The sequence below is a fragment of the Leptospira montravelensis genome (assembly GCF_004770045.1).
Lineage (GTDB): Bacteria > Spirochaetota > Leptospiria > Leptospirales > Leptospiraceae > Leptospira_A > Leptospira_A montravelensis.
On the sequence record NZ_RQFO01000011.1, the window covers coordinates 112,901 to 136,594 of the forward strand.

Annotated in this window: 20 protein-coding genes; 13 read left to right on the forward strand and 7 right to left on the reverse strand. The window is 38.5% G+C overall.

The features are described 5' to 3' along the window. Window positions 1-40: 40 nt before the first annotated feature. Window positions 41-595, reverse strand: coding sequence for a hypothetical protein (locus EHQ31_RS08565; RefSeq protein WP_135568427.1), 555 nt, complete (start codon window positions 593-595; stop codon window positions 41-43). Continuing rightward, window positions 579-1,643: a KamA family radical SAM protein gene (locus EHQ31_RS08570; RefSeq protein ID WP_135568428.1), complete on the reverse strand. Its 1,065-nt coding sequence runs from the start codon at window positions 1,641-1,643 to the stop codon at window positions 579-581. Before EHQ31_RS08570 ends, EHQ31_RS08565 begins: the two co-directional genes overlap by 17 nt. 68 nt (window positions 1,644-1,711) lie before the next feature. On the opposite strand from EHQ31_RS08570, the gene efp reads away from it, so the two are divergent. The 5 genes from efp to EHQ31_RS08595 are packed head-to-tail and all read left to right on the forward strand — an operon-like array spanning window position 1,712 to window position 6,202. Then, entirely contained in the window at window positions 1,712-2,278 is a 567-nt protein-coding gene (gene efp / locus EHQ31_RS08575) for an elongation factor P (RefSeq protein WP_135568429.1), read from the forward strand. Window positions 2,279-2,280: 2 nt separating this feature from the next. Continuing rightward, window positions 2,281-2,901: a methylthioribulose 1-phosphate dehydratase gene (mtnB, locus tag EHQ31_RS08580; protein ID WP_135568430.1), complete on the forward strand. Its 621-nt coding sequence runs from the start codon at window positions 2,281-2,283 to the stop codon at window positions 2,899-2,901. Beyond that, window positions 2,898-3,632 carry an SDR family oxidoreductase gene (locus tag EHQ31_RS08585; RefSeq protein WP_135568431.1) on the forward strand — a complete coding sequence of 245 codons (735 nt, stop codon included), beginning with the start codon at window positions 2,898-2,900 and terminating at the stop codon, window positions 3,630-3,632. The genes mtnB and EHQ31_RS08585 overlap by 4 nt, the downstream gene beginning before the upstream one ends. A 5-nt stretch (window positions 3,633-3,637) precedes the next feature. After that, window positions 3,638-4,375 carry an SDR family NAD(P)-dependent oxidoreductase gene (locus EHQ31_RS08590; RefSeq protein WP_135568432.1) on the forward strand — a complete coding sequence of 246 codons (738 nt, stop codon included), beginning with the start codon at window positions 3,638-3,640 and terminating at the stop codon, window positions 4,373-4,375. A 3-nt stretch (window positions 4,376-4,378) separates the two neighbouring features. After that, on the forward strand, window positions 4,379-6,202 hold the full coding sequence (locus EHQ31_RS08595) for a hypothetical protein (RefSeq protein WP_135568433.1): 1,824 nt from the start codon (window positions 4,379-4,381) through the stop codon (window positions 6,200-6,202). A 2-nt stretch (window positions 6,203-6,204) separates the two neighbouring features. On the opposite strand, the gene EHQ31_RS08600 is transcribed toward EHQ31_RS08595, so the two are convergent. The 4 genes from EHQ31_RS08600 to EHQ31_RS08615 all read right to left on the reverse strand — a co-directional run bounded on the left by EHQ31_RS08600 (window position 6,205) and on the right by EHQ31_RS08615 (window position 11,748). After that, a complete protein-coding gene (locus EHQ31_RS08600; RefSeq protein ID WP_135568434.1) occupies window positions 6,205-7,164 on the reverse strand; it encodes a magnesium transporter CorA family protein in 960 nt (319 codons plus the stop codon). Further along, on the reverse strand, window positions 7,165-8,943 hold the full coding sequence (locus tag EHQ31_RS08605) for a M61 family metallopeptidase (protein ID WP_135568435.1): 1,779 nt from the start codon (window positions 8,941-8,943) through the stop codon (window positions 7,165-7,167). A 331-nt stretch (window positions 8,944-9,274) separates the two neighbouring features. After that, window positions 9,275-11,335, reverse strand: coding sequence for a methyl-accepting chemotaxis protein (locus tag EHQ31_RS08610; RefSeq protein ID WP_135568436.1), 2,061 nt, complete (start codon window positions 11,333-11,335; stop codon window positions 9,275-9,277). 56 nt (window positions 11,336-11,391) lie between these two features. Then, window positions 11,392-11,748 carry a VOC family protein gene (locus EHQ31_RS08615; protein ID WP_135568437.1) on the reverse strand — a complete coding sequence of 119 codons (357 nt, stop codon included), beginning with the start codon at window positions 11,746-11,748 and terminating at the stop codon, window positions 11,392-11,394. Between the two features lie 65 nt (window positions 11,749-11,813). Between EHQ31_RS08615 and EHQ31_RS08620 the strand changes: the two genes are divergently transcribed. Next, the gene (locus EHQ31_RS08620) at window positions 11,814-12,092 is read left to right on the forward strand and encodes a TIGR04454 family lipoprotein (protein WP_135568438.1); all 279 of its coding nucleotides are present in this window, start codon (window positions 11,814-11,816) and stop codon (window positions 12,090-12,092) included. A 14-nt stretch (window positions 12,093-12,106) separates the two neighbouring features. On the opposite strand, the gene EHQ31_RS08625 is transcribed toward EHQ31_RS08620, so the two are convergent. Then, window positions 12,107-12,409, reverse strand: a complete 303-nt coding sequence (locus EHQ31_RS08625) for a hypothetical protein (RefSeq protein WP_135568439.1) — start codon at window positions 12,407-12,409, stop codon at window positions 12,107-12,109. Window positions 12,410-12,453: 44 nt separating this feature from the next. Between EHQ31_RS08625 and EHQ31_RS08630 the strand changes: the two genes are divergently transcribed. The 7 genes from EHQ31_RS08630 (at window position 12,454) to metH (ending at window position 23,694) form a co-directional block, all read left to right on the forward strand. Then, window positions 12,454-13,374 (forward strand): DMT family transporter, encoded by a 921-nt coding sequence (locus tag EHQ31_RS08630; RefSeq protein WP_135568440.1) that lies wholly within the window; start codon window positions 12,454-12,456, stop codon window positions 13,372-13,374. Window positions 13,375-13,427: 53 nt separating this feature from the next. Beyond that, on the forward strand, window positions 13,428-14,555 hold the full coding sequence (locus EHQ31_RS08635; protein ID WP_135568441.1) for an Lsa36 family surface (lipo)protein: 1,128 nt from the start codon (window positions 13,428-13,430) through the stop codon (window positions 14,553-14,555). Between the two features lie 76 nt (window positions 14,556-14,631). Next, the gene (locus EHQ31_RS08640; protein WP_135568442.1) at window positions 14,632-17,172 is read left to right on the forward strand and encodes a methyl-accepting chemotaxis protein; all 2,541 of its coding nucleotides are present in this window, start codon (window positions 14,632-14,634) and stop codon (window positions 17,170-17,172) included. A gap of 100 nt (window positions 17,173-17,272) precedes the next feature. Further along, window positions 17,273-18,235 (forward strand): ArsR/SmtB family transcription factor, encoded by a 963-nt coding sequence (locus tag EHQ31_RS08645; RefSeq protein ID WP_135568443.1) that lies wholly within the window; start codon window positions 17,273-17,275, stop codon window positions 18,233-18,235. Window positions 18,236-18,245: 10 nt separating this feature from the next. After that, window positions 18,246-19,565, forward strand: coding sequence for an adenosylhomocysteinase (ahcY, locus tag EHQ31_RS08650; protein WP_135568444.1), 1,320 nt, complete (start codon window positions 18,246-18,248; stop codon window positions 19,563-19,565). A gap of 48 nt (window positions 19,566-19,613) precedes the next feature. Beyond that, window positions 19,614-19,913: a ferredoxin family protein gene (locus EHQ31_RS08655; RefSeq protein ID WP_002980754.1), complete on the forward strand. Its 300-nt coding sequence runs from the start codon at window positions 19,614-19,616 to the stop codon at window positions 19,911-19,913. Between the two features lie 64 nt (window positions 19,914-19,977). Then, window positions 19,978-23,694 (forward strand): methionine synthase, encoded by a 3,717-nt coding sequence (gene metH / locus EHQ31_RS08660; RefSeq protein ID WP_135568445.1) that lies wholly within the window; start codon window positions 19,978-19,980, stop codon window positions 23,692-23,694.

The following is a 23,694-nucleotide window of genomic DNA, read 5'->3' on the forward strand; positions in this document are numbered from 1 at the left end:
TTTTTTTCTAAAAAATGAGGCTTTGTTAGGATTCTTGTGCCTAGTACAATTCCAAAGATTGGAGGACCATTTGGTGGAGATCCTTGGCTAGTTCTTTGGGATCTGTGGTTTGGGAAGTAATGGTCTCAAAAACGAGTAAAAATCCGTTATGGATTCCTTCCCAACGTGCATAAAGTTGCGAATCCTTGTAGGGATAAACAAGGACACTGCATTTTTTGGATCCCCAAACAAAATAAGATACATCTGGGTTTTTGTTTTCTTCTTTATAAAAATAGGGGAATTGGGACTGGTTCTCTCGGTCCGTGGAAGATAAACGTAACCAAAGGATGTTTTGTCCTTCCCCCAAACGAATTTCATAACTATTCCCTGTCCCAAAAATGGATCCAGATTTTAGAAGTTCAAAGTTTTCTTTTGCCACCCATACGGCATGGTAGGTAAGGCGTAGCTCTTTGGTTAGGTGATGGTTTTTTGTTTCTACCTTGGGACTAGAATGGGTAGTTTCTATGTTTTTTTCTTTCGGTGGTTCCTGAACACTTTGGCAGGCGTTGGTTAAAAATAATGAAAGTATAAAAATGATTTTAATGTCCGACTTCATATTCATCTCCTAAATAGTTTTGAAACAGATATCCACTTGGTGTTTTCTTTTGTAAATAGTTAGGAGAGAGAAGCACTTTTCCCCCACCACCAGTAAGATCTTTTACATAATTGGGAATAGTGATTCCAGAATGATAACCACGGAGTTTTCGATAGATTTCAATTCCTCTTTCTATGGGTACAACAAAGTCAGAACTTCCAAATACTTCATCACATTGGTGGAGGTAATAAGGTTTAATTCCTATACTGATTAGTTTGTAGTTGAGCTCTGACAAAATTTTTTCATCATCATTGATTCCCGATAATAAAACAGATTGGTTAAAAATAGATACAAAACCTGTTTTGATCATTCGCATAACATACATTTTAGTTTCTTCCGAAATTTCATTCGGATGGTTAAAATGAGTGACCATATACAAAGGAAAATGTTTGGCAAAAACTTCGTTTAAAGATTCTGTCAGTCGCATTGGCATAGTGACTGGGTGTCGGGTGTGAATCCTTACTTGATTGATATGAGGGATAGATTTTAATTCCCCCAAAAGATAATCAAGGGAAGAATCGGATAAGGTAAGTGGATCTCCACCGGACAGGATGACCTCTCTTACTTCTGTATGAGTTTTAAAGTAGGAAAGGGCTTTCTCCCATTCGCTTCGATTGGGAGTTTCTTCCGGATCTGATACCTTTCGTTTCCTGGTGCAAAATCGACAGTACACAGCACAGACATGAGAAATGTACCAAATCGCACGGTCTGGATAACGGTGGGTCACTCCTTTCACAGGCATATAACGTTCTTCTGCTAGGGGATCTTCTACTTCGTTTGGTTTTTTTCTAAGTTCACCTGATCGAGGGATGATTTGTTTTCGAATGGGACAGTTGGGATTTTTTTTGTCGATCCTTTCTAAATAATAGGGAGTGACGGCAAAACTAAATTCCGCAAGTGCGGGGGTAAAACTTTCCCTCTCTTCTTCGGTTAGAGTTAGTTTTTCTTCCAAATCGCCAAGGGTAGTGATTCGGTTTTGTAATTGCCATTTCCAATCCGACCAGGTCATCGCTTATGACCATACTTAGGTTGACACAGGGCCAAGTCCCTCGGATTTTGTTTACGAGTAACGAAATTATGAACTTAGGCATTACAGAAGTAAAAAAAGGAATGATCCTCAAGATCGAGAATGAGCTTTATTCCGTCGTCAAAACCGAGTTTGTGAATCCTGGAAAGGGTTCTGCATTCATCCGTACCAAACTAAAAAATATTATCCGTGATTCTTCGATTGAAAGAACTTTCAAAGCAGCAGAAAAATTGGAAAGTGTGGATTTAGAGCGCCGTAAAATGCAGTATTGTTATGCGGATGGCGACCAAATCATTTTTATGGACGTCAACGATTACGAACAAATCCCGGTTTCCAAAGATTATGTGGAAGACATCCTTCCTTTTATGAAAGAGGAAACTCCGGTTGAAGTATCATTTTATAATGACAAACCAATTGGTGTCACACCTCCTAACTTTGCTATATTGGAAGTAACTTATGCAGAAGATGGTCTCAAAGGAGATACTACTGGTCTTGCGCTCAAACGAGTGACTGTGGAAACTGGTGGAGAAGTTCAAGTTCCTATCTTTATCAAACAAGGGGACACTGTTAAAATTGACCTCAGAGATTTGAGTTACGTGGAGCGCGTGAACAAATAGATTTGGATTCTCACCTTTCCTTACAGGAACTGACCAAACTTTCCCATACTTATTATGAAAGGCAGTGGATGTATGCCACTGCTGGGAATCTCTCCGCTCGCGCTGGAGATAATTTTTGGATCACGGCCTCTGGAAAACATAAGGGAGAACTTACAGACAAAGACTTTGTTTGTGTTTCTGTAAACGACGGATCCTTGGTTTCTGCAAGTGCGGGACTCAAACCCTCAGCAGAAACTAGCATCCATCAGGTGGTGTATTCTAAAATGGACGATGCGGGGGCTGCCCTCCATGTTCACACTTTAGATTCTAATCTTTTAGAATTTGGAATTGGGAAAGAAGAAGGTTTCCGAGACATCCCTCTCCCTCCGATTGAAATCATCAAAGCCTTTGGAATTTGGGATGAAAAACCTAATTTAAAATTTCCAGTTTTTTATAATCATACAAATGTACCCACCATTGCTTCAGAAATCAAACGTTACATGGAAACCAAAGGGAAACCACAAGTTCCCTTTCTTCTCATCGAAGGCCACGGTCCCACGGTCTGGGGAAAAACTATAGCGGAAGCCAACAAACATTTGGAAGCTGTTCATTTTCTATTACAAGTGATGGCTAGACGTATATGAAACCGAAAGCCCAAGTTTATATTTTTGGAATTGGTTCCGGAATTGGACAAGGGCTTTACCACCGATTTTTAGAAGACAAATCTGTTTCTCTCTATGGATTCTCCCGAAAAGGAGAACTTCCACTCAATGTATTTTCAAAAAAAGAAAATGGAACTTTTGTTTTTGATGCCACAAAAAAAGAAGATCTAAGAACATTAGAAATTTCACTTTCAGAGAAATATGGATTTAAAAAAGAACCAACTGCACCTAATTACATGCAAACAGAACTTTATGTTTATTTTGCTTTAGGTGACGGAATCTTTGGGCCCATTGACTTACTGAAGAAAAAAGATCTCGATGCCCATTTCCAACTCAATGTTCATTCTCTTCTTTTATTATCTAAATATTTTTCGCAAAATTTGCCTTTCTTTCAACAAGCTACTTTTGTGTTTTTAGGATCCACCGCGGGAAAACAAGGTTTTCCAGAATCGGCAGCTTATTGTGCCTCCAAACATGCGGTTCTTGGAATTGCCAGGGCGTTGCGAGAAGAGTGGAAACCATTCGGAGCCAAGGTGGTCCATGTGAGTTTAGGGGCAGTTGCCACTGAAATCTGGGACACTAGACCCCAGTTTGACAAGAATGATATGGTTTCTATTTCGGACATTTCCGAGTATTTGTGGAGTATTTCCCACTTGCCTAAATCGATCTTTGTGGATGACTTATCCATTACCCCAAGAAAAGGAATTTTGTAGGTCCGATGGAAATCAAGGAATCGATTGTTCTCGTGACAGGTGGCAGTGGCGGGATTGGAAGGGAAATTGTAAGGACTCTCGTCCTAGCAGGTTTTTCTGTTTGGAATTTGGACAAAGTCCGCCCCAGTTCCCCGATCCTCCAAGAAACCTATCGTGAACTGGATTTATCGGAAACACCTTTTGTAGTAGAGAGGGGACTTTCCAAAATCATCCAAGAGAGTTCCGAAGTGGGAGACCTCTATGGACTTGTCCATAATGCAGGATTTGGTGGCCCTTACCATCCCATCACTGAAGTTTCCATCGAAGAATGGGATTCTATTTTCAGAATCAACCTAAACAGTTTGTTCCTACTTTCTAAGTTATTACTTCCCATTTTTAAAACTCATAATTTTGGAAGGATAGTGGCCATCGCTTCTTCTTTATCCATTGTAGGTTCAGCCAATTCAGTTGCATATTCTTCATCCAAACATGGGTTAGTTGGTTTTATTCGTTCCGTTGCTGATGAATGGGGGAAGTTTGGGATCACCGCCAATGCAGTGAGCCCCGGTTATGTCGATACCAATATGGGAATCCAAGAAGACCAAGTTTCTGATCATAAATCGAAAATTATAGAACAGACACCTGTTAGGCGAATTGCAGAACCATCCGAAATAGCTCGTGTAGTCAATTTCCTTCTTCAAAAAGAATCTGGATATATTTCTGGATCGAATTGGACCGTCGATGGCGGACTCACTGCCATTTAATTTATGAGAATATCACCTCCGCACGACCATTTTTTGCAACTAACAACGAAAGAAACGTTAGGAAGGTCTTCTGGGATCATCTTACAAAAAGAAGCTTTGTCTATAATGAAGACTGTGGAAGTGCAAAGTTCGCGCGAAAATATTGAGGCAGGTCATTTATTTCGTCCTACCGATCCCAATTTCGAAAAACTAAAAATGGATCATGAAACTGCAATGGATGCCATGTGGCAACTGATTGATTATGGTCTAACTACGCAACTTTTTGAAATAAAGTTCGATGCGGATGTGGGTGAGTTACGATTAGTTACTTTTCTTGTAGGTCTTCCGGGCGGAATGCCATTGGAAGAACCTTATAAATTACTAATAGCAAGATCTACTGATCACTTATTCCAATACATTCAAGCCAAACGAATCTTAACAGAAGATACTTGGCGCCTTGTTTTAAACAAATTAGCTGATATTGATTATAATGAAGAAAGTGGTTCTGGTGATGAATTGGATCGTTTATTGGATCCAAAGCAATTCCCCTTGCAGCCGTCAGCTGAAATGTTGAAACGGTCCCGAGGACTAATCGTTGACGAGTTTGATGCAGATCCTAGAATCGTAGTCCTTCCTCATGTTGGATTTTATACGGTTCCGGAAGTGGAAGCGGCAAACTTTTTACAAATTGCCAATGAGTATTTGGTAACCAAAGTGGAACCGTTGGCAAAGGCCTTTGACACTGAAATTCGTTTGGCATTTGATCGAATTCATTCGACGACACCAGTGACTAGTGTAAACGCAGAACCAAGTGAAATAGATCTAATTCGTTCTAAAATTGATACATTGTATGAATTTAAAGAAATTCTGAAAGAAAATGGATTTTATCCGTTAATTCATAACCTAAGAAAAGTAGCCGAGATGGCTGCCAAGTATGCGGAAGTGGAAAAAAAACGGGAAGTAGACCGGCTCCTAAAAGTTTATATGAAAATGTTGGATAGCCAGTTCGACTTTGATTCTAGACTCCTTCGTATCAATTTGGAAAAAGATAACGAACACGATACAATCATTGTTGATTTACTCCGAAAAAATCCGAAAGTGCTTTCTGCCGAATGGTTTGATCAAGATGCAAAAATTGCCATCTTTGTGAATAACAATGAAAATAACATCAAAGACATTAACCATTTAATTTTCCAAAATTATAGGTTCACAACAGAACATATTTTATATTTGAAAGCCATCATTGAATTGAATGAAAAAGAACTAAAACCTTTGTTCAAAGATGATGAATTTGTAAAAACCTATGGTAAAAATTTACAATCAGTGTATTTTAAATACATACCTTGGTTTTATAAACTTTTTTATTTTTTAGGTGTGACTCCCATTGTAAACTCTGGGTATGCGAAAGCGAAATCAATTCTTACTTATGCGCAGATGGACCGTCAGTTTTTGTATCAGAAACGCAGGGAAAATTTTTATAAGAAGAAACTAAGGGAAAGGGAAGAACGTTTAGAAAAAGAAAAAAAACAACAACTCAAACGGGCATTAGTTTCTGCTTTGAGTGATGCGTATTTTCAGAAAAATTGTTTGCCATCAGTGGATTGGTTAGGTTCAAATTATCCAGCGTTTTCAGCTGAGACCTTAGAGAAAATGATCCCCGATTTTGCATTTTTATCCACAACAGGGAAAACAGTTAAACCAAATTCCGTAATTTTATTTCCTAATTCTCCTGAATTTGACTCGCTTAACAAACGTTTAAAGGAGTTGTTTAATCAGTGGACAAGGGGAGAAATTGATCCTCCCGTAGAAGACCCTGAATTATTGGTTCAAATTCGTGGATTGATTTAAAATCAATACCAACGTTTGATCCTAAAGTAAAGTAACATCAAAATCCCTAAAAATCCCATAGCTCCCAGTGCGGTAATAAAACCATATTCCCATTCTAAGGTTGGGATATGGCGAAAGTTCATTCCATAAATTCCTGCAACGAGTGACATGGGTAACATGATCGCAGTCATAATGGTAAGTATTTTCATGATTTCATTTGTTTTTCGAGTGGAGATAGCAATGTGAGCCTCAAGAGCGGAGGAAATTGATTCAATATTGCTATCAACTAATTCTAAAATACGAAGCGAATGGTCACGTACATCTCGAAAGAAGGCATCAGCTTCATCACTAAAAAAACTGTTTTTGATTTTTTCTAAGTCTTCTAATACTTCTTTGTTTTGTAACATCCCTTTTTTAATGGAAAGTAGGCTTGCTCTCAAACTATAAACGTTACTGATATCCAAAGATTTTGCATTCCCAAAAATCTGTTCTTCAAAATGTTCAATTCTTTCTTCAATTTTTTGTGTGATGGCCAGTGTATGATCTGTTTCAATGTCTAGAATTTTATGAACAATAAACTCATAACCGCGAGAGAGAATTTTATTGTTAACCTTCCACTGGTCAATGATATCGCCGATGCTATCACGATAATCCAATGTTAAAGAAATGATTTGGTTTGGAGTTAGGATGAAGTTAAAGTTTTTTTGAGTGAGTTGGTTCCTTTCAAAATGAAAACCACGGAATACAAAAAAAATATAGTTTGGAAAAATTTCTAATTTAATCCGACTATTGGGGTTTAGAATGTCTTCAATAGTTAATTGGTGGATATCATGTTTTTGGAAAAGGAACATGAGTTTTTCTTCATTCTCCGCCGTGATATGTATCCAATGTTTCGGATGTCTATGTGAAAGCGGGAGAGGTCTATCGAGAAGCACTTCATCTTTACTGGAGGGAGTTAAAATGTAATTAAAGAGAGCTGGCATTTATACAATATTCCTTAAGAAAAATTCTCTGAGTTCTTTTCTGTCTTCTGTGCAGTCTTCTGCGATCACAAATTTTTTTGTTTTATAAAACCCTGAAGCAGTGATCATCGATTCCTTGATTTTCCCGGCACGGGAAAGGATAAGATGGAATTTTTCGCCGGGCCTCAAGTTTTTTTCCAATTTTTGTAAGGTGTTTACGGTTGCTCGTTTCCCGTTGATGGCAAGGATTTCGTCATCTAACATCAAATCAAAAGAGTCCATATCTGATTTGTGAAGGAGTTTTTGGATATAAAGGTTCCCGTTTTTTTCTTTTGTTTTGAAACCTGTTTCTCCCACCATATCGGTTTGAATTCTTTGGATCCCAATGAAATCTAAATAATAGTCTATAGGAATTGGTTTCGGTGATTCTAAATATTCGTTGAACTCTGTTTTAAGATCTACTCCCGTGACATCCTTGATAGTATCAAAGAACTCTTGTTTGGTGAATCCTCTTTTTTTTGTTTTAACAAAAACTTCGTTTAGTTTATGGAATACATGGCGAATTGTTTTTCTTTCTTTGGATTCTTTTAGCAAAAACAAATTCATACATAATGCAATAACACCACCTTTGGTATAATAGGAAACCGTGATATTGTGACTATTCCCATTTCGCTTATAGTACTTTGTCCATGCCGTAAAGGAAGACTCTTCAAGACTCATCCAAAAATCAGCCTCGTTGTCTTCCAAAGCAAATATATCGGACTGGAGTTTAGATAAATATTCTTCTTTTGACAAAAAACCAGAATGATATAAAAAATAGGCATCATAAAAACTAGTAAAACCTTCTGCAATCCATAACTCTCTTGTTAAGTTTGGTTTCTGATAATCAAAAGGCCCCAGTGCTATCGGGCGAATTCGTTTAATATTCCAAAGATGAAAGTATTCATGAGATAGAAGTTCTAGTAATTTTTTATATTCCTCTTCATCAGAAATAAGTTCTGGGTTAAAGTAATTGATACTTGATGCTTTATGTTCCAACCCACCATAAGCTGGTAAACTAAGGTTCAATACAAACAAATAATAAGGATTTGGACTTTCCATCATCCATTCTATTTGAGTTTCTGTAATTCGTTTTAGATCGAGGGCTAACTTGGTTTTAAAATCAAAATTTACATCCCCTTCAATGAGTAATTCATGTTTGGTGGTGCCTGCCGTAAAAAAAACAGAATTTTGTTTACTCAAGTGAAATGGGGAATCGAATAGTTCATCAAAATTTTCTGCGACAAAAAGATGGGAATCGTTTTCGCTGCGAGTTAAACTGGAATACACAAAAGGGAACTGGTTAGAAACCTGGAATTGTATAGTAGAAGAATGTTCCAGTTTACCTTCGGGATACAAAAAAAGTGCAGGTGGGTTGATAAATCCAAACTCTGTTTCTAGATAATTGGTCCTAACAGTAAAGTCTTCGAAAGCGTAGATGATATAGGAAATTTCAATTTCACCTGGAAGGTTTTTAAGTTTCCAACGGTGTAGATCCACCATTTCCCAAAAAACGGGTTCATTCGTTTTAGAGTTCTTAACTTCGAACTTGTGCAGGTGGGTTGCGTAGTCTCGGATCATGTAAGAACCTGGAGTCCAACAAGGTAAACAGAAAGTCATTTCAGGTTCTTGTGTTTTGACGCGGAGCCTAACTTGAAAGTAGTGTTTGAAGAGATCAAAAATGGAAACTTCAAAATCCAGTTGGAGCGGGTTAGACTGGTTTTCACTCTCTAAGGTTTTTTCCTCTTGTTCTTTTGCCATTCTTACACTATCTTCTTTTATTTTTAGTTTTGATCAAATGTTTTCTTGACGTTATTTCTTTATAGTACTAGAAAAGGCTTAGCTAAGGTATAAGCAAAGGAGGTGGTCTATTTGGATAGTAGTTGTTACAACAAAAGATTTTTGACTCGCGAGGTGGCTGGGCAATAACGCCTCAAGCTTTGTTGCAAAACCGACCAGACACAGTCTTTCCAAGTTCCAAACGGGTGGTCTCCTTTGGGCGAATGCAGTCGCTTGGAAAGATTCCTTCTTTTCTTTTTCGATTCTAAAATTCTTAAACAGTCAGTTTTTATGTATTTGGTCCCTAAAGCACCTATAAATTGAATTTTAGTAATACTTCTGATAATTTTGAACTAATTCCTGTCATGCGAAGAGAATTGGCAGACATGGTTTCCGATTGTTCCGATAAAATTTGTGACCCATTGGATATATTGATGGTCATATTAGATAATTCATAAGTGGCTCTTTTTTGTTCTTCAGTTGATTGTTGGATGGATTCAACAAGAGAAGTGATTTCTTCGATTTCCGTATATATTTGATCTGTTTTTGTTTTTTGATCTTGAATGAGGGGAACAATGTCTTTGGCCTTTTCAAAGATTACAGATACCTCTTTAATTATTTCGCGAAGTAAATCGATGAGTTTTGTGACTTGGTTGCTTCCATTTTGGATGGAGTCTAATGCTTCTGCTGACAAAGTATTGATTTGCGATACAGACTCTGCTGCTTGCGAAGCTAATTTAGAAATTTCTTCTGCTACGACGGCAAACCCACGACCGGACTCACCAGCCCTTGCTGCTTCGATTGCAGCGTTTAACGCTAGTAAACTTGTCTTTTCGGAAATATTGGAAATGACATCAGAAAATTCAGTAATGGCCAAAGACTTTTCTTCGATTTCTTCAATGGCCTGAGAAGTTAGACCTGCCATAGTCCGTCCTTCCTCAGCTTTTTTGTTGGCACCAACTGCAATCTCACCAAATGATTCCACTTCTTTTGTGATTTTTTGGACAAGAGCCTGGATCGCGTGGAGTGAATTGTTAATGGATTTGGAATTATTAACCGCATGTTGTACATTGGAATTGATTGTTTCGGAGGAGGCATTAAGTTCTTCAACTGTGGCACTGGCTTCTTCAGAAGAGGCAGCCTGGCTTTGAGCTAAATCAGAAAGTTCAATGATTGTGTTTTCCATAAATTTGGAAGTATCAGTAAGGTCTGAACCAGATGTTTGTGCCACACTTAAAATATGCCTGATGTTTGTCACCATACCCACCACAGCTTCTACTAAATGGCCTATTTCATCTTTTTTTTCATCGACTATTGCTTTCGATAGATTCCCGTTAGCTGCATCTTTAGTAAATCCAATCAATGTTTGTAGTCTTTTATCCACTAAATTACGAAAGATTGCCATATTTGCAAGAGTAGAAAAAAGAATTCCAGTGGCACCAAGGCCTAAAGCAATCCAAAAAATAAATTGGATTTCGTTTGTGATTCGAACTTGCGGATAAGATACTCGGAGGGTCCAGGGAGCTGTGTTTTCTATGAGTTGTATGGGTAAACTTACATGGAAATATTCGGAATCGGAATAACTTTGTTTTTCCTTAGAAGACATCGCTAAATTAATATATGTATCTTCTTCATCCTTCCATTGTACATCCTTTTTGTCTGGATGGATTCCATTAAATAAAACATAACCATTACTGGCAACAAGTGTGATCTTTACTGCCCCATCTAATATTTTTAAATTTTGAAGATAGGTTCGAATGGTTTCTAAGGAAAGATCAGCTCCCGCAATACCTAAAAAATTTTGATTTCTGATGACAGGATAAACAAGTGAAATCATAGTGATATCTTTTCCGTCCACTTTATAATCAAAGGGAGGAATCAGTTCTGGTTTTCTATTTTTTTTGGGGAGTTGGTAAAATTCGGATTCTGGAAGATCAAACCCAACCACAGGTTCAATAATAATTTTGTTATTTGCTTTCACTGCATAAGGAATCAAACGACCGGAGTTATCATGAAATTTCGCATTGCGATAGTTAGAGTCTCTTCCATCAAAAGCATTTGGTTCAAAAACTACGTAAGTCCCAAGGATAGAGGCATTAGATGACGTCATTACTTTTAAAATTTTGAATACTCGTTCCCGATCTAAGATGTTTGTTTCTTCTAGAATTTGTTTTAGCAAATAAACTTCACCAAGTGGAGCTGATAAATAGTTTCCAACATCAAGTGAAATTTTGTCGGCAAGGTTGGAAATTTTTTCCAGTGCATCTTCTTTTGCATTTTTGTAAATAACATAAGAGATTAGTGTGAGGATTACTCCTAATGAAAAAAGTGTGATGATGGAAGAACCTAGTGCTAACTTCTGTTTGATGCTCATTCTGTTGGATTTCTATTCCTAAGTGAATGTTACATTATGTAGAATAAGTTGTTTTCTCAACTCATTTCTAATAGAGGTTCTAGTTTTTCTGGATAACTACTTACTCCTAAAAGATTTTTATCAGGATCAAAAAAATAAATAGTATAATCAGTTCTTCCTTGGATATTGCTCTGTTTTAAAAATTGAGTCCATTTAGATTGATCGATTACTTGATAGGAAAAAACAAGGGCACGAGGGGACTTATTTTCTCCATCTTCTAACATAACGATGATAGAACCAAACTGAATCCAAACAGAACGTAAAATCCCAGATTCATAATGGAATTCTTTTAATTTGTGGGAACCTGGAATTTTTAGGTAAAAATCTGCTAAATGGGAAGGATTGGGAGTTCCTATGGCAATATGGTGGATCATTTTTTTGTTTTCAAATCCCTTTCTAAAATAGAAGTTATCATGAAATCTATGTATCGGAGTTTTTCATGAAAAAATCCCTCATTTTGGCGCTCGCTCTCGGGCTTTTCTTGGCTAATTGTAAATCCAAAGTGTATACCCAAGAAGAGTGTGAGTCTGCTCTCGCTAGCACTTTTGTTCAAATTGAAGAAGAAGCTAAAAAGAACCCAGCGGCTGCACCAGTTCTCGCAGGATTACAACAAGGTAAACAAAAAATGATCGATCAGTGTATGGAAGGAAAATTTGATCCTAACTGTTTGAAAAATGCTCCAGGTTTTGCTGGCATTATGGGTTGTGTAAAAAAATAATAATTCTACAGATCCTACCGGGGATTCGCATTCCCGGTTTTTGTTTCTTCTTCTAAACTTTCAAAACCACCAGGTTCTTTGTAACAACCGTGCGTCCGGTAAGGACCATCTTCAAAAAATCGAATTAATTGTGCATACCGTTTCCCTTCGCGTAAACATTGTTTGCAGATAAAGGGACGAATGGCCCAGTCTTGGCATTCTTCTGGCCTAAAACTTGGGAACACTCGTAAAAGAGGTTTGGATAATTCCTCTGAAGGATTTGCCCCCATCGCAAAACCAAACAACAAAAAGGTTCCCAATAGCAAAGTTAGTTTCATTCAATTAAACTATCGGGATTTCCTAGGTTTTTCAGGATGGGCTTGTGAGAGAAAATACAAGTACAGAATGGAAAGGGGTAACTCTCGTACTTATGGGAGCACTTTTATTTAGCGCAAAAGCTGTGATAGTTAAGTTGACTTACCGGTATGAAATTTCAGCCATCGGATCCCTTTTTTTTCGCATGGTCTTTGCCTTTCCTTTTTTAGTTTGGATTGCTTGGAAGGCTGAAAAAGAAGAGGGAAAAACGATACTTTCCAAAAAGGATGTGATCCAGGTGGTCTTTATGGGTGTCGTAGGATATTACTTAGCGAGCCTTTTTGATTTTTTAGGACTCAAGTACATCAGTGCCGGACTTGAAAGGATCATCCTTTTTATTTATCCCACTCTAGTCGTGATCTTATCATTTTTATTTTTGAAAAAGAAAATCCACCTGAGGGAAGTATTTTCTCTCGTGCTTACTTATACAGGTGTTTCTTTGGCCTATGGACAAGATGTTCAACTTGGTTCTGCCAAAGAAGTGAGCCTCGGGGCTTTTTTTATTTTACTTTCTGCTCTTACTTATGCTATTTATCTAATGGGTAGTGGCTCTATCATTCCAAAGTTAGGTGCAAAAAAATACACAGCATGGGCTTTAATTACCTCTTCTTTTGCTGTATTTATCCATTATGCAATTTTTGGTAGTTACAAGGAACTCATCCAACCATTCTCATTCTACGCACTTGCATTTATTATGGGAACTGTAAATACTGTGATCCCAGCCATTTTTGTATCTGAAGGAATTAAACGTGTGGGCAGCAAAACAGCCGCTATAGTTGGCTCGGTTGGACCAATGTCGACTCTTTTCTTGGCATATTGGCTACTAGACGAACCCATTACCATACTACATAGTATTGGTACATTATTCGTACTTACGGGAGTTTTTTGGATTAGTACGGCAAAAAAAGCAAAAGAAGTCTCTGTTTAGGAGAGAAATTTCCTTTCCAATTGTTTAAAATTGGTAGAGAATTAAGGATCTATATGAAGTTACGTAACCTACTGCTCATACTCGTATTTGCCATAACAGCCTCGCAATCCGAACTGTATGCACAATTTACTTGTGAAGGATCAGCCTGTAGTTTTTTACCAACACCGCTTACGGAAGCAGGGAATGGTACCCTTAGAAAATTTGAAAAAGAATACTTAAACGAAGTACTCAAAACTAATTTAGAAGCCGGATTTTTAGCGAATATCGGCGCCAGTAATATAGGAACCGGTATGGTTCGCCGAGTTCAATTCGGTGTCAGTGCTTCGGCAGCTGGATACAAAAAAGACGACATTCAAATTCAAGATAATTATATTAAATTCCCCAAACTTCCGAACGTAGGTGGTGCTGTGATTCCATCTTTCCATTTGGATTTTAATCCTGGGTGGTTATTCGGAACTTCTGAAGGAGGATACATCCGTCGGATGGGGATTTTTCTTCATGGTATGAACGTAGCTGTTTCAGAAGATCAAATTCAATCAGCTTCTAATAACAAAAATTACGAAGGCCGCATCGCCGTACGGTCGTATGGTGGTATGATTCGATACCAATTGTTAGAAAAAGAAGGTTTTTTAATGAACCTAATTACTTGGAATGGAATCAACGTAGGTGTGGGTCACCATGTTATGGAACAAAATATGAGTCTTAGTTACCTCGAAGGTAAAGCAGCTCAAATTGAATTCCAAGGGGTCAAAGGGAAATGGGGAGGGGATACAAACTTCCAATTTAATACAAAAGTGCAAACCACGAATGTCGACCTTCGTACTGGTCTTGGTTTATTTTGGATCGCCAATGTCATTGTGGGTGGGGGTTATAGTTGGAATTCGGGGAGTAACTCTGCAAATTTAAGCAGGAGAGGACCTTTCTTAATCAATACGAATGAATCCCAACCATTGGAATTGCCTAGGGAATACCAATCAGCAGTAAACAAAGAACTTTTGGCACAAAATCCCAATGCCACTCTCGGATTTAGAGCTAGTAGCGAATCTAACTCCAAACGAGGAATTGGATACGGGATAGTAGGATTAGAATTTGATTTGTATCTTCTAAAAGTGATTGCCGAAGGGTTGTACGGAGGAAAGGACCTTTACTCTGCCAATCTGGGTATCAAACTCGCTTTTTAGTAAAACTTCGGGGAAATCCATAAAACCTTGCCATAAGGATCGTAGAAATTACCCTTCGTCTTAGGTCTAAGTTTTAATGAAGTTATACAAACGCTACACAAGGGCATTTACTCTCGCATCTCAGGTTTTCTCTTTGGGCATTGTTGTTCCCATCGGAATCGCACTGATCCTTTTCTATGTTGATTTAAGTCCTAAACAAGTGAAAACTTTCGTTGGTGCCGCCATTGCGGCAGCCCTTGTGAGTTTGCTTCTTCCTGCGCTCATCTTTCCTAAAAAACTAAAGGCTATTAAAAAGGGACTAGTTGAACTAGAATCGCAATCCGAAAAAGATCCCAAAACCTATGTGGCTGTTTGGGATCTGATTGCGAAGATGCCTGTAGTAGGGGCTTTGGTCGGGAGTGCCCAATGGGCTCTTTCCCTTCCTATTGTGCTCGGTCCGCTTCTACTTTTAGAAGAAACTAGTAAGTCAGATTCTTTTTATATCGTAAGTATTCTAATCTTAACGGCAATTCTCAATGTCATTTCTTCGTTTATTTTACTCGAAAAATCATCACATATTGTTTTGGACGATGATATCTTTCAGGCAGAATTAAAAGAAAGTATTTCACCTTATTATAGAAACCTTAGAAATACAGTACCAATTATATTCTCACTCATGGTTATGGTGCTTTCTATTTTCCTTTTGATTTATGCATTTAACGTCAATGCTAAGTCATTGGAAAAAGCTTTTTCCAACCAATTGTATAATTTTAATCAAAGTAATGAAGCGGGAATTAATGTTTATTTTGAGTCAGTGGAAGCTAACTTAAAAGAAGTAGCATCTTTACCTACCACCAAATTAGCCCTTGAAACCAAAAATTACAAATTAGCGGAACCAATCCTTGCGAAAGTGCTAAGTGATTCACAACTACTTTTAGAAAATGCATTTATTGCTTCCTTTGCGGATGGTTTTCCTATTGTCGCTTCTGGTCTTTCGAATGGAACTAGCGTTGGTTATTCCTTAGCTTCCAATCCAGACCTTCTAGAAAATATAAATGCAGCCAAAGAAGGGAAAAGTCATGTTGGTGTTGCTGTAAAATCTCCATTTAACGGTGATATAGTGATTATTGTCACAAATCCGGTAAAAAATGCAAATGGTACTGTGATTGGAATCGTAGGTATGCCATTTCTTGTGGGAAAAGCAATGGAATCCTTTCTAAAAAATGTAAAAATTGGAACTTCCGGTTATTCCTTTTTACTCGATAAAAATTCTACGATGGTTTATCATCCCAATCCTAAATACTTAATGCATAGTTTTAAAAATACGGAATTTGACGAACGCGCGAAAAAAGCGGGGGAATCGGATTCTTTTCGTAATCCTTGGGAAGGATCTACCTTTTTACTCAGACGAAAGATCAGTGAAAAGTATGGACTTCAGTTTTTTTCAACAATTGATTTGAAAGAAATTGAAGTGGAAAGTCTTTCTTCTCTTCGTGGGTTAACAATCATTAGTATCATTGGTGCTGTATTCATTGCCATCTCCATTTATTTATTGTTTACTGCTCGATTCAAACCAATGAAAACTGTAGGTAAAATTCTACATGATATTGAAATTGGAGACCTCCGTCATAATGCTAAGATGGAATCTTCTGATGAGTTTGCAAGGCTTGCTCGTGGTCTTAACGCTACATTAAAACAAATTTCCGAAGTAGTGGGTTCCAATCAGGTATTTTCAGAAGACCTAGCTTCTTCTGCAGAACAAATGTCAGCGTCACTCAATATGTTATCTTCTAATGCTCAAACACAAGCGGCTTCTGCAGAAGAAATTTCAGCTTCCATTGAAGAGATTTCGGCAGCAGTTCAAAACGTAGATGCCCAAGCTGAAGATCAGTTTTGTAAAGTTGATTTTTTAAAATTAAAAATGGCAGAATTATCCACTTTGATTGAAGCCACTGGTAGACAAGTAGGGAAAGCTTCTAAAGACGTAACGCTTATTTCAGAAGAAGCAAGGTCTGGGCAAACTTCTTTGGATTCCATGCGAAATTCAATTACCAAAATCAGTAACAGTTCCGAAGAAATTGGAAGTGTGATTGAAATTATCAATAATATCTCCGAACAAATCAACTTACTTGCGTTAAATGCGGCAATTGAGGCTGCAAGAGCTGGTGTTTATGGAAGAGGATTTGCTGTGGTCGCCGATGAAATTGGGAAGTTGGCTGAAAAAACAGCTATGTCCATCGGTGATATTGGAGAACTCATCCAAGCCAATGAAAAAGAAATTGACAACGGCCGAGAAAATATTGAAACCACCATTTCCCTCATCCAAAGAATCATCCAAGGTGTGAACTCCTTTAATGAAATGACAGATTCGATTGAGGCCAGTACAAAAGAGCAGCTCGTCATCAATCAAAAAGTTGGGGAAGAGGTAGACAAGGTGAACCAAATCAGCCAAGCCATCCGACTTTCAATGGAAGAACAGAAAAATGCGATCGGGGAAGTGGCCCAAGCGATTTTTAGCATCAATGACTTAACCCAAGGCACGGCGGCAGGACTTGAAGAAATGACCGCCACTTCCAATGGGATTGCTAATTTGGCAGAAACACTGAAAAAGAAGATCAATTTCTTCAAAATATCATAAAAATAACCCCATTTTTCGGCCTTTCATCAAAAAGATGGGCCAAAAAATCGCTTGCCGGAATCTACATATCAAGATTTCTTGATATGTAGATATCTTGGATATGGCTATTGAAACGCTCCCACAATCTAGACCCTCTGGTCATTTACTTTCTGCCACCAAGGCCATTTCCGACGAAACACGGATTCGTATCCTCCATATCCTGAGTTTTGGGGCCTTTTCTGTGAACGAAGTGGTGGAAATCCTTGGGATGGGCCAATCTCGGATCTCAAGGCATTTAAAAATATTAACTGAGGCAGGCCTGATTGGGTCACGTCGAGAAGGGAGCCTTGTGTATAGTTTCCTTCCAGAGGAAGAAGAGTCAGATTTAAAATTCCCTCTAGAACTCACCAAACTATTATTATCATATAAAGAAGATTTACCTTCCAGAGAAAGAGACCAAAGGATGGTTCATCAGATTTTGGAAACCAGAGAAAGGAAATCCAAATCCTTCTTTGATGGAGTGGCGGAAAGTTGGGAAAAATTACAGGAAGAAACACTCCATCCCAAACTATACAGGTCTTGGATTTTACAAGAACTACCTCTTTGTGAAAATATTTTGGATTTGGGCTGTGGTCCGGGAGGCCTAATTCCCTTTCTTTTAAACAAAGCAAAACATGTTACGGGAGTGGATAACTCCTCTAAAATGATTGAAAGTGCTACTTCCCATTATGGGAAAAATCCAAGTGTCAGTCTCATCCAAACACCAATGGAACATCTGCCTTTGTCAACTAATTCCTGTGATGCGGTAGTTGCTTCAATGGTGATGCATCATATTTCTCATCCACCTACTGTTTTGGAAGAGGTCGCAAGGGTACTAAAACCAGGTGGGGTTTTGTGTATCGTTGATTTAGGAAAACACAATGCGGAATATATGCGGGATAATTTTGCAGACCTTTGGCTTGGATTTGAACCAGAACTTTTTGAGTCATGGCTTTCGAATGCAGGTTTTAGCGTAGGGTCAATGAATGAGATCTCAACAGAATCAAGTTTTAAAATTTTAACTATCAAAGCAACAAAGGAATAAGGAGGACACTATGTCCATAGCAACTGAAACGAAAACGGAAAGATTGCCATATAAAGTGAAGGATATCTCTCTTGCAGAATGGGGAAGAGAAGAGATCATTTTGGCAGAAAAAGAAATGCCGGGCCTTATGGCTCTTCGCAAAGAATTCGGAACTTCTAAACCATTGAAAGGTGCTAGAATTTGCGGATCTCTTCACATGACGATCCAAACAGCGGTTTTAATTGAAACCTTGGCTGCATTAGGTGCTGACATTCGTTGGTCCTCTTGTAACATTTTTTCAACACAAGATCACGCAGCAGCAGCAATTGCAAAAGCGGGAATTCCTGTATTTGCATGGAAAGGGGAAACTGAAGAAGAATATTGGTGGTGTATTGAACAAACACTATTTTTCGAAGGTGGAAAAGGACCAAACATGATCCTTGATGACGGTCATGACCTAACTCACTACATCCATGAAAAATACCCACAACTTCTAACAGAAATTAAAGGTGTTTCGGAAGAAACAACTACAGGTGTGATTGCACTTCATAAAAAATTGAAAGCGGGAACTTTGAAAATCCCTGCAATCAACGTAAATGACTCTGTCACAAAATCTAAATTTGACAACCTATACGGTTGCCGTGAATCCCTTGCTGACGGAATCAAACGTGCAACAGACGTGATGTTAGCTGGGAAGGTGGCACTTGTTTGTGGTTATGGTGATGTAGGAAAAGGTTCTGCGGCTTCCCTTCGTAACTTTGGTGCACGTGTGATTGTCACAGAAATCGATCCAATTTGTGCTCTTCAAGCGGTGATGGAAGGATACCAAGTTTTACGTGTAGAAGATGTAATCGAAAATGCTGACATCATTGTCACAGCAACTGGAAATGATGATATCATTTCACTTGAACACATGAAAGCTATGAAAGACGGTGCGATCCTTTGTAATATTGGTCACTTTGATACTGAAATTCAAATGTCTCGTTTGAACTCTGAAAAAGATGTGATTAAAAAAGAAATCAAACCACAAGTTGATAAATACACTTTCCCTAATGGAAGATCGATCATCGTTCTTGCGGAAGGTCGTTTGGTAAACCTTGGTTGTGCGACTGGTCACCCATCTTTTGTGATGTCAAGTTCTTTCACAAACCAAGTTTTGGCTCAAATCGAACTTTACACTACTAAATATGAGTTAGGTGTTTACCGCCTTCCTAAACATTTAGATGAAAAAGTAGCTGCTCTTCATTTGGAACAACTGGGTGTTCGTTTAACAAAACTAACTCAAAAACAAGCTGATTATATCAGTGTTCCACTCGAAGGTCCGTACAAACCAGACCACTACCGATACTAAAAAATAAGCTCTTTTTGGTTAAGACCAGAAAGAGCAATGGAGTTTCTCATGGCTTATGTTGTAACTGAAATTTGCGTTGATTGTAAATACACAAGTTGTGCTGCAGTATGTCCGGTCGAAGCTTTTCATGAAGCTCCGGACACTCTGTACATCGATCCAGACACTTGTATTGACTGTAATGCTTGTCAATATGAATGCCCGATTGATGCAATTTTTCCGGACTACGATGTCCCGGAAAAACACAAACCTTCGATTGAAGTCAATGCAAAAGAAGCAAATAAATTCCCGGTCATAGTAACCACTAAACCACCTCTAAAAGGTGCAAAGTGTTCTGATCCGAGCAAATAATTGATTTTTAGAGTATGTGGTCTTTTGGCCATGTACTCTTTTTCCTATATACTGATATAATAATATGAAATTTGAATATACCAATCCTTCTGCAAAATCCCTTTTAAAATTGATTAACGAGAGAATTCTCGTATTAGATGGTGCTATGGGTACCATGATCCAAAGACATTCTTTGGAAGAGGATGATTTCCGTGGGGATCGTTTTAAGGATTGGCCCGTTTCCATCAAAGGAAACAATGATGTTCTCGCCATCACACGTCCTGATATCATCGAATCTGTCCACTTAGAATATTTGGAAGCTGGTGCTGATATCATTGAAACCAATACATTCAGTTCCAATATTGTTTCGCAAGCGGACTATCAAATGGAATCGGCAGTAAGGGATCTAAATCTGGCTGCCGTACAGTGTGCAAAAAATGCAGTGGCCAAATACAAAGAAAAAACGGGAAAAACGGATGTTTTCATTGCAGGGTCCATTGGACCAACAGTAAAAACAGCATCTCTATCACCAGATGTAAATAATCCTGCATTTCGCGCAGTCACCTTTGATGAGTTAGTGGATTGTTTTCATGAACAAGTATCGGCACTTCTTGATGGTGGTGTAGATTTACTTTTACCAGAAACCAATATTGATACTTTAAATTTAAAAGCATGTATATTTGCGATTGAGAAAGTATTTGAAGAACGTAAAATTCGAATTCCTGTTGTACTTTCTGTAACGATCACAGATGCCTCTGGCCGAACTCTCTCGGGCCAAACAGGGGAAGCATTTTATATTTCGATCAAACATGCAAAAGCACTAGCAGTGGGCATCAACTGTGCGCTAGGTGCAGGAGAGATGCGTCCTTATATCGAGGAACTTTCTCGTGTGGCTGATTGTTATGTGTCTTGTTATCCCAATGCAGGACTTCCCAATGCCTTCGGTGGTTATGACCAAACTCCTGAAGAATTTGGTGGTTGGATGAAAAACTTTGCAGAAGCAGGTTTTCTTAATATTGTGGGAGGATGTTGTGGAACAACACCTGACCATATCCGAGCGGCAAAAGAAGCTGTTTCTGGAATTGCTCCCCGTCCCCTAAAAGAACAACCGAAACTCAGTGCTTTTGCGGGCCTGGAACCTTTGAAACTGACCAAAGACCAAGGCTTTATAAACGTGGGTGAAAGGAACAACGTCACAGGCTCTCCTAAATTCAAAAAACTCATCTTAGATGGAAATTTTGAAGAAGCAGTACAAGTCGCCTTACAACAAGTCCAAGCTGGTGCCAATATCATTGATATCAACTTTGACGAAGCTCTCCTTGATGGGGAAGCTTCTATGACTAAGTTTTTAAACTTAATTGCTGGGGAACCAGACATTGCACGAGTCCCGTTTATGGTCGATTCTTCAAAATGGTCTGTACTACTTGCGGGTCTAAAATGTATCCAAGGAAAACCCATTGTAAACTCAATCTCTTTGAAAGAGGGAGAAGAAGTTTTTTTAAGTCATGCTCGCACTATTCAAAGGTTTGGAGCCGCAGCGATTGTGATGGCATTCGACGAACAAGGACAGGCGGCAACTAAAGATGATAAAGTCCGTATCTGTAAAAGGGCATACGATTTACTTGTCGAAAAATTAGACTTTGATCCAACAGATATTATCTTTGATCCAAACATCCTGACAGTGGCCACAGGGATAGAAGAACATAATAATTATGCGATGGATTTTATCGAAGCCACTCGTGAAATTAAAAAAGTTTGCCCTGGTGCGAAAGTATCAGGTGGTCTCAGTAATATTTCTTTTTCATTCCGTGGGAATAATCCCGTTCGGGAAGCGATGCACTCAGCATTTTTATACCATGCCATCCAAGCAGGAATGGATATGGCCATTGTGAATGCAGGGATGTTAGAAGTTTACGAACAAATCCCCAAAGACTTATTGGAACTAGTAGAAGATGTACTTCTAAACCGTAGGCCAGATGCCACTGAACGTTTGATTGAAGCTGCTGGAAGTTTCCACGGGGAAGCCAAGGTTCAAAAGAAGGATGATGTGTGGAGGAGTGGATCTGTAGAAGAGCGCCTAACGCATGCTCTTGTGAAAGGGATTGATGAATTTGTCACTCAAGATACAGAAGAAGCACGACTTAGTTTTGCAAAACCTCTCGAAGTGATCGAAGGGCCCCTCATGAATGGAATGAAAGTAGTAGGGGAACTTTTTGGAGCCGGTAAGATGTTTCTTCCTCAAGTGGTAAAAAGCGCAAGGGTTATGAAAAAGGCTGTTGCTTATTTACTCCCTTATATGGAAGAAGAAAAACGAAACCAAAAAGACGAAAGCAAACAAGCTAAATTTCTAATTGCTACTGTAAAAGGAGATGTCCACGATATTGGAAAAAATATTGTAGGTGTGGTTTTGGCATGTAACAACTATGAGGTGATTGACCTCGGAGTGATGGTTCCCTGTGAAAAGATTTTAGAAACTGCTAAAAGAGAAAATGTAGCGGCAATTGGTCTTTCGGGCCTCATTACACCTTCCCTTGATGAAATGGTATATGTGGCCAAAGAAATGGAACGCCAAGGATTCCAAGTTCCTCTCCTCATTGGTGGGGCAACCACTTCGCCAGCCCACACTGCTGTAAAAATTGCCGAACAATATTCAAAACCTGTGCTTCATGTGATGGATGCATCTCGAGTTGTGAACGTAATGAACAGTGCCCTCAATCCACAAACCGCAGTGGATTATGCAAAACAAGTTGTAGAAGAACAATCAAAAATTCGTGAAGAATTTTATTCGAGAGAAAACGAAAGAAACATTTTACCAATTGAAAGTGCAATTAAAAACAAATTTCTCGCGGATTGGGATTCTTATACGCCACCGAAACCTAGTTTTACTGGTGTTAAAAAAATTGAAGATGTCACCTTACAAGATTTACTTCCTTTTGTTGATTGGTCTCCCTTCTTTTTGGCTTGGGAATTAAAGGGTCGTTACCCACAAATTTTAAAAGATCCTGTCATTGGAAAAGAAGCCACATCTCTGTTTAATGATGCGCAAATCATCTTAAAAGAAATGTTAGAAAATCCAAATCTTAAACCGAGAGCCGTAGTGGGGATGTTCCCTGCTGTTTCTCTAGGGGAAGTGGTAGAAATTTTCGAAGATGATTCCAAAACAAAATCTTTGGGAACCTATCCAATGTTACGCCAACAAACTACCAAAATGACAAATCAACCAAACTATAGTTTGGCGGATTTTATTGCTCCAAAAGATAAAAAGAAAAATGATTATATTGGATATTTTGCAGTCACTGCCGGTCATGGAATTGAAGAATTAGCAAGATCCTACGAAGCAAAACAAGATGATTACAATTCCATTTTGGTGAAAGCACTTGCAGACCGATTTGCAGAAGCCTTTGCTGAATATATGCACCACCGTATGCGAGAAGAATGGGGATTTGGAAAGGATGAGAATTTAACCAAAGAAGACCTCATTCGAGAAAAGTATCGTGGCATTCGTCCGGCACCTGGGTATCCCGCATGTCCTGACCATACCGAAAAAAGAAAAATTTGGAAACTTCTGGACGTCGAAAAAAATGCAGGAATTCAACTGACCGAATCCTGTGCGATGTGGCCTGCAAGTAGTGTGAGTGGCTATTATTTCTCACATCCGGAATCTCGTTATTTTGCCATTGGTAAAATTAATGAAGACCAAGTGGTAAACTACGCGAAGGACAAAGAAATGGAAATTTCGGAAGTGGAACGTTGGTTGTCACCAATTCTCAACTATGATCCTTCTCGTAAGTCTAAGTCTTAA

Bases quoted from the DNA above. Each gene is read 5' to 3' on its own strand.
- EHQ31_RS08645 (WP_135568443.1), top strand. From the start codon at position 17,273: ATGGCTATTGAAACGCTCCCACAATCTAGACCCTCTGGTCATTTACTT.
- EHQ31_RS08570 (WP_135568428.1), bottom strand. From the start codon at position 1,643: ATGACCTGGTCGGATTGGAAATGGCAATTACAAAACCGAATCACTACC.
- EHQ31_RS08585 (WP_135568431.1), top strand. From the start codon at position 2,898: ATGAAACCGAAAGCCCAAGTTTATATTTTTGGAATTGGTTCCGGAATT.
- EHQ31_RS08605 (WP_135568435.1), bottom strand. From the start codon at position 8,943: ATGGCAAAAGAACAAGAGGAAAAAACCTTAGAGAGTGAAAACCAGTCT.
- efp (WP_135568429.1), top strand. From the start codon at position 1,712: ATGAACTTAGGCATTACAGAAGTAAAAAAAGGAATGATCCTCAAGATC.
- EHQ31_RS08610 (WP_135568436.1), bottom strand. From the start codon at position 11,335: ATGAGCATCAAACAGAAGTTAGCACTAGGTTCTTCCATCATCACACTT.
- metH (WP_135568445.1), top strand. From the start codon at position 19,978: ATGAAATTTGAATATACCAATCCTTCTGCAAAATCCCTTTTAAAATTG.
- EHQ31_RS08655 (WP_002980754.1), top strand. From the start codon at position 19,614: ATGGCTTATGTTGTAACTGAAATTTGCGTTGATTGTAAATACACAAGT.
- EHQ31_RS08600 (WP_135568434.1), bottom strand. From the start codon at position 7,164: ATGCCAGCTCTCTTTAATTACATTTTAACTCCCTCCAGTAAAGATGAA.
- EHQ31_RS08625 (WP_135568439.1), bottom strand. From the start codon at position 12,409: ATGAAACTAACTTTGCTATTGGGAACCTTTTTGTTGTTTGGTTTTGCG.
- EHQ31_RS08640 (WP_135568442.1), top strand. From the start codon at position 14,632: ATGAAGTTATACAAACGCTACACAAGGGCATTTACTCTCGCATCTCAG.
- EHQ31_RS08620 (WP_135568438.1), top strand. From the start codon at position 11,814: ATGAAAAAATCCCTCATTTTGGCGCTCGCTCTCGGGCTTTTCTTGGCT.
- EHQ31_RS08615 (WP_135568437.1), bottom strand. From the start codon at position 11,748: ATGATCCACCATATTGCCATAGGAACTCCCAATCCTTCCCATTTAGCA.
- EHQ31_RS08635 (WP_135568441.1), top strand. From the start codon at position 13,428: ATGAAGTTACGTAACCTACTGCTCATACTCGTATTTGCCATAACAGCC.
- ahcY (WP_135568444.1), top strand. From the start codon at position 18,246: ATGTCCATAGCAACTGAAACGAAAACGGAAAGATTGCCATATAAAGTG.
- EHQ31_RS08595 (WP_135568433.1), top strand. From the start codon at position 4,379: ATGAGAATATCACCTCCGCACGACCATTTTTTGCAACTAACAACGAAA.
- EHQ31_RS08565 (WP_135568427.1), bottom strand. From the start codon at position 595: ATGAAGTCGGACATTAAAATCATTTTTATACTTTCATTATTTTTAACC.
- EHQ31_RS08590 (WP_135568432.1), top strand. From the start codon at position 3,638: ATGGAAATCAAGGAATCGATTGTTCTCGTGACAGGTGGCAGTGGCGGG.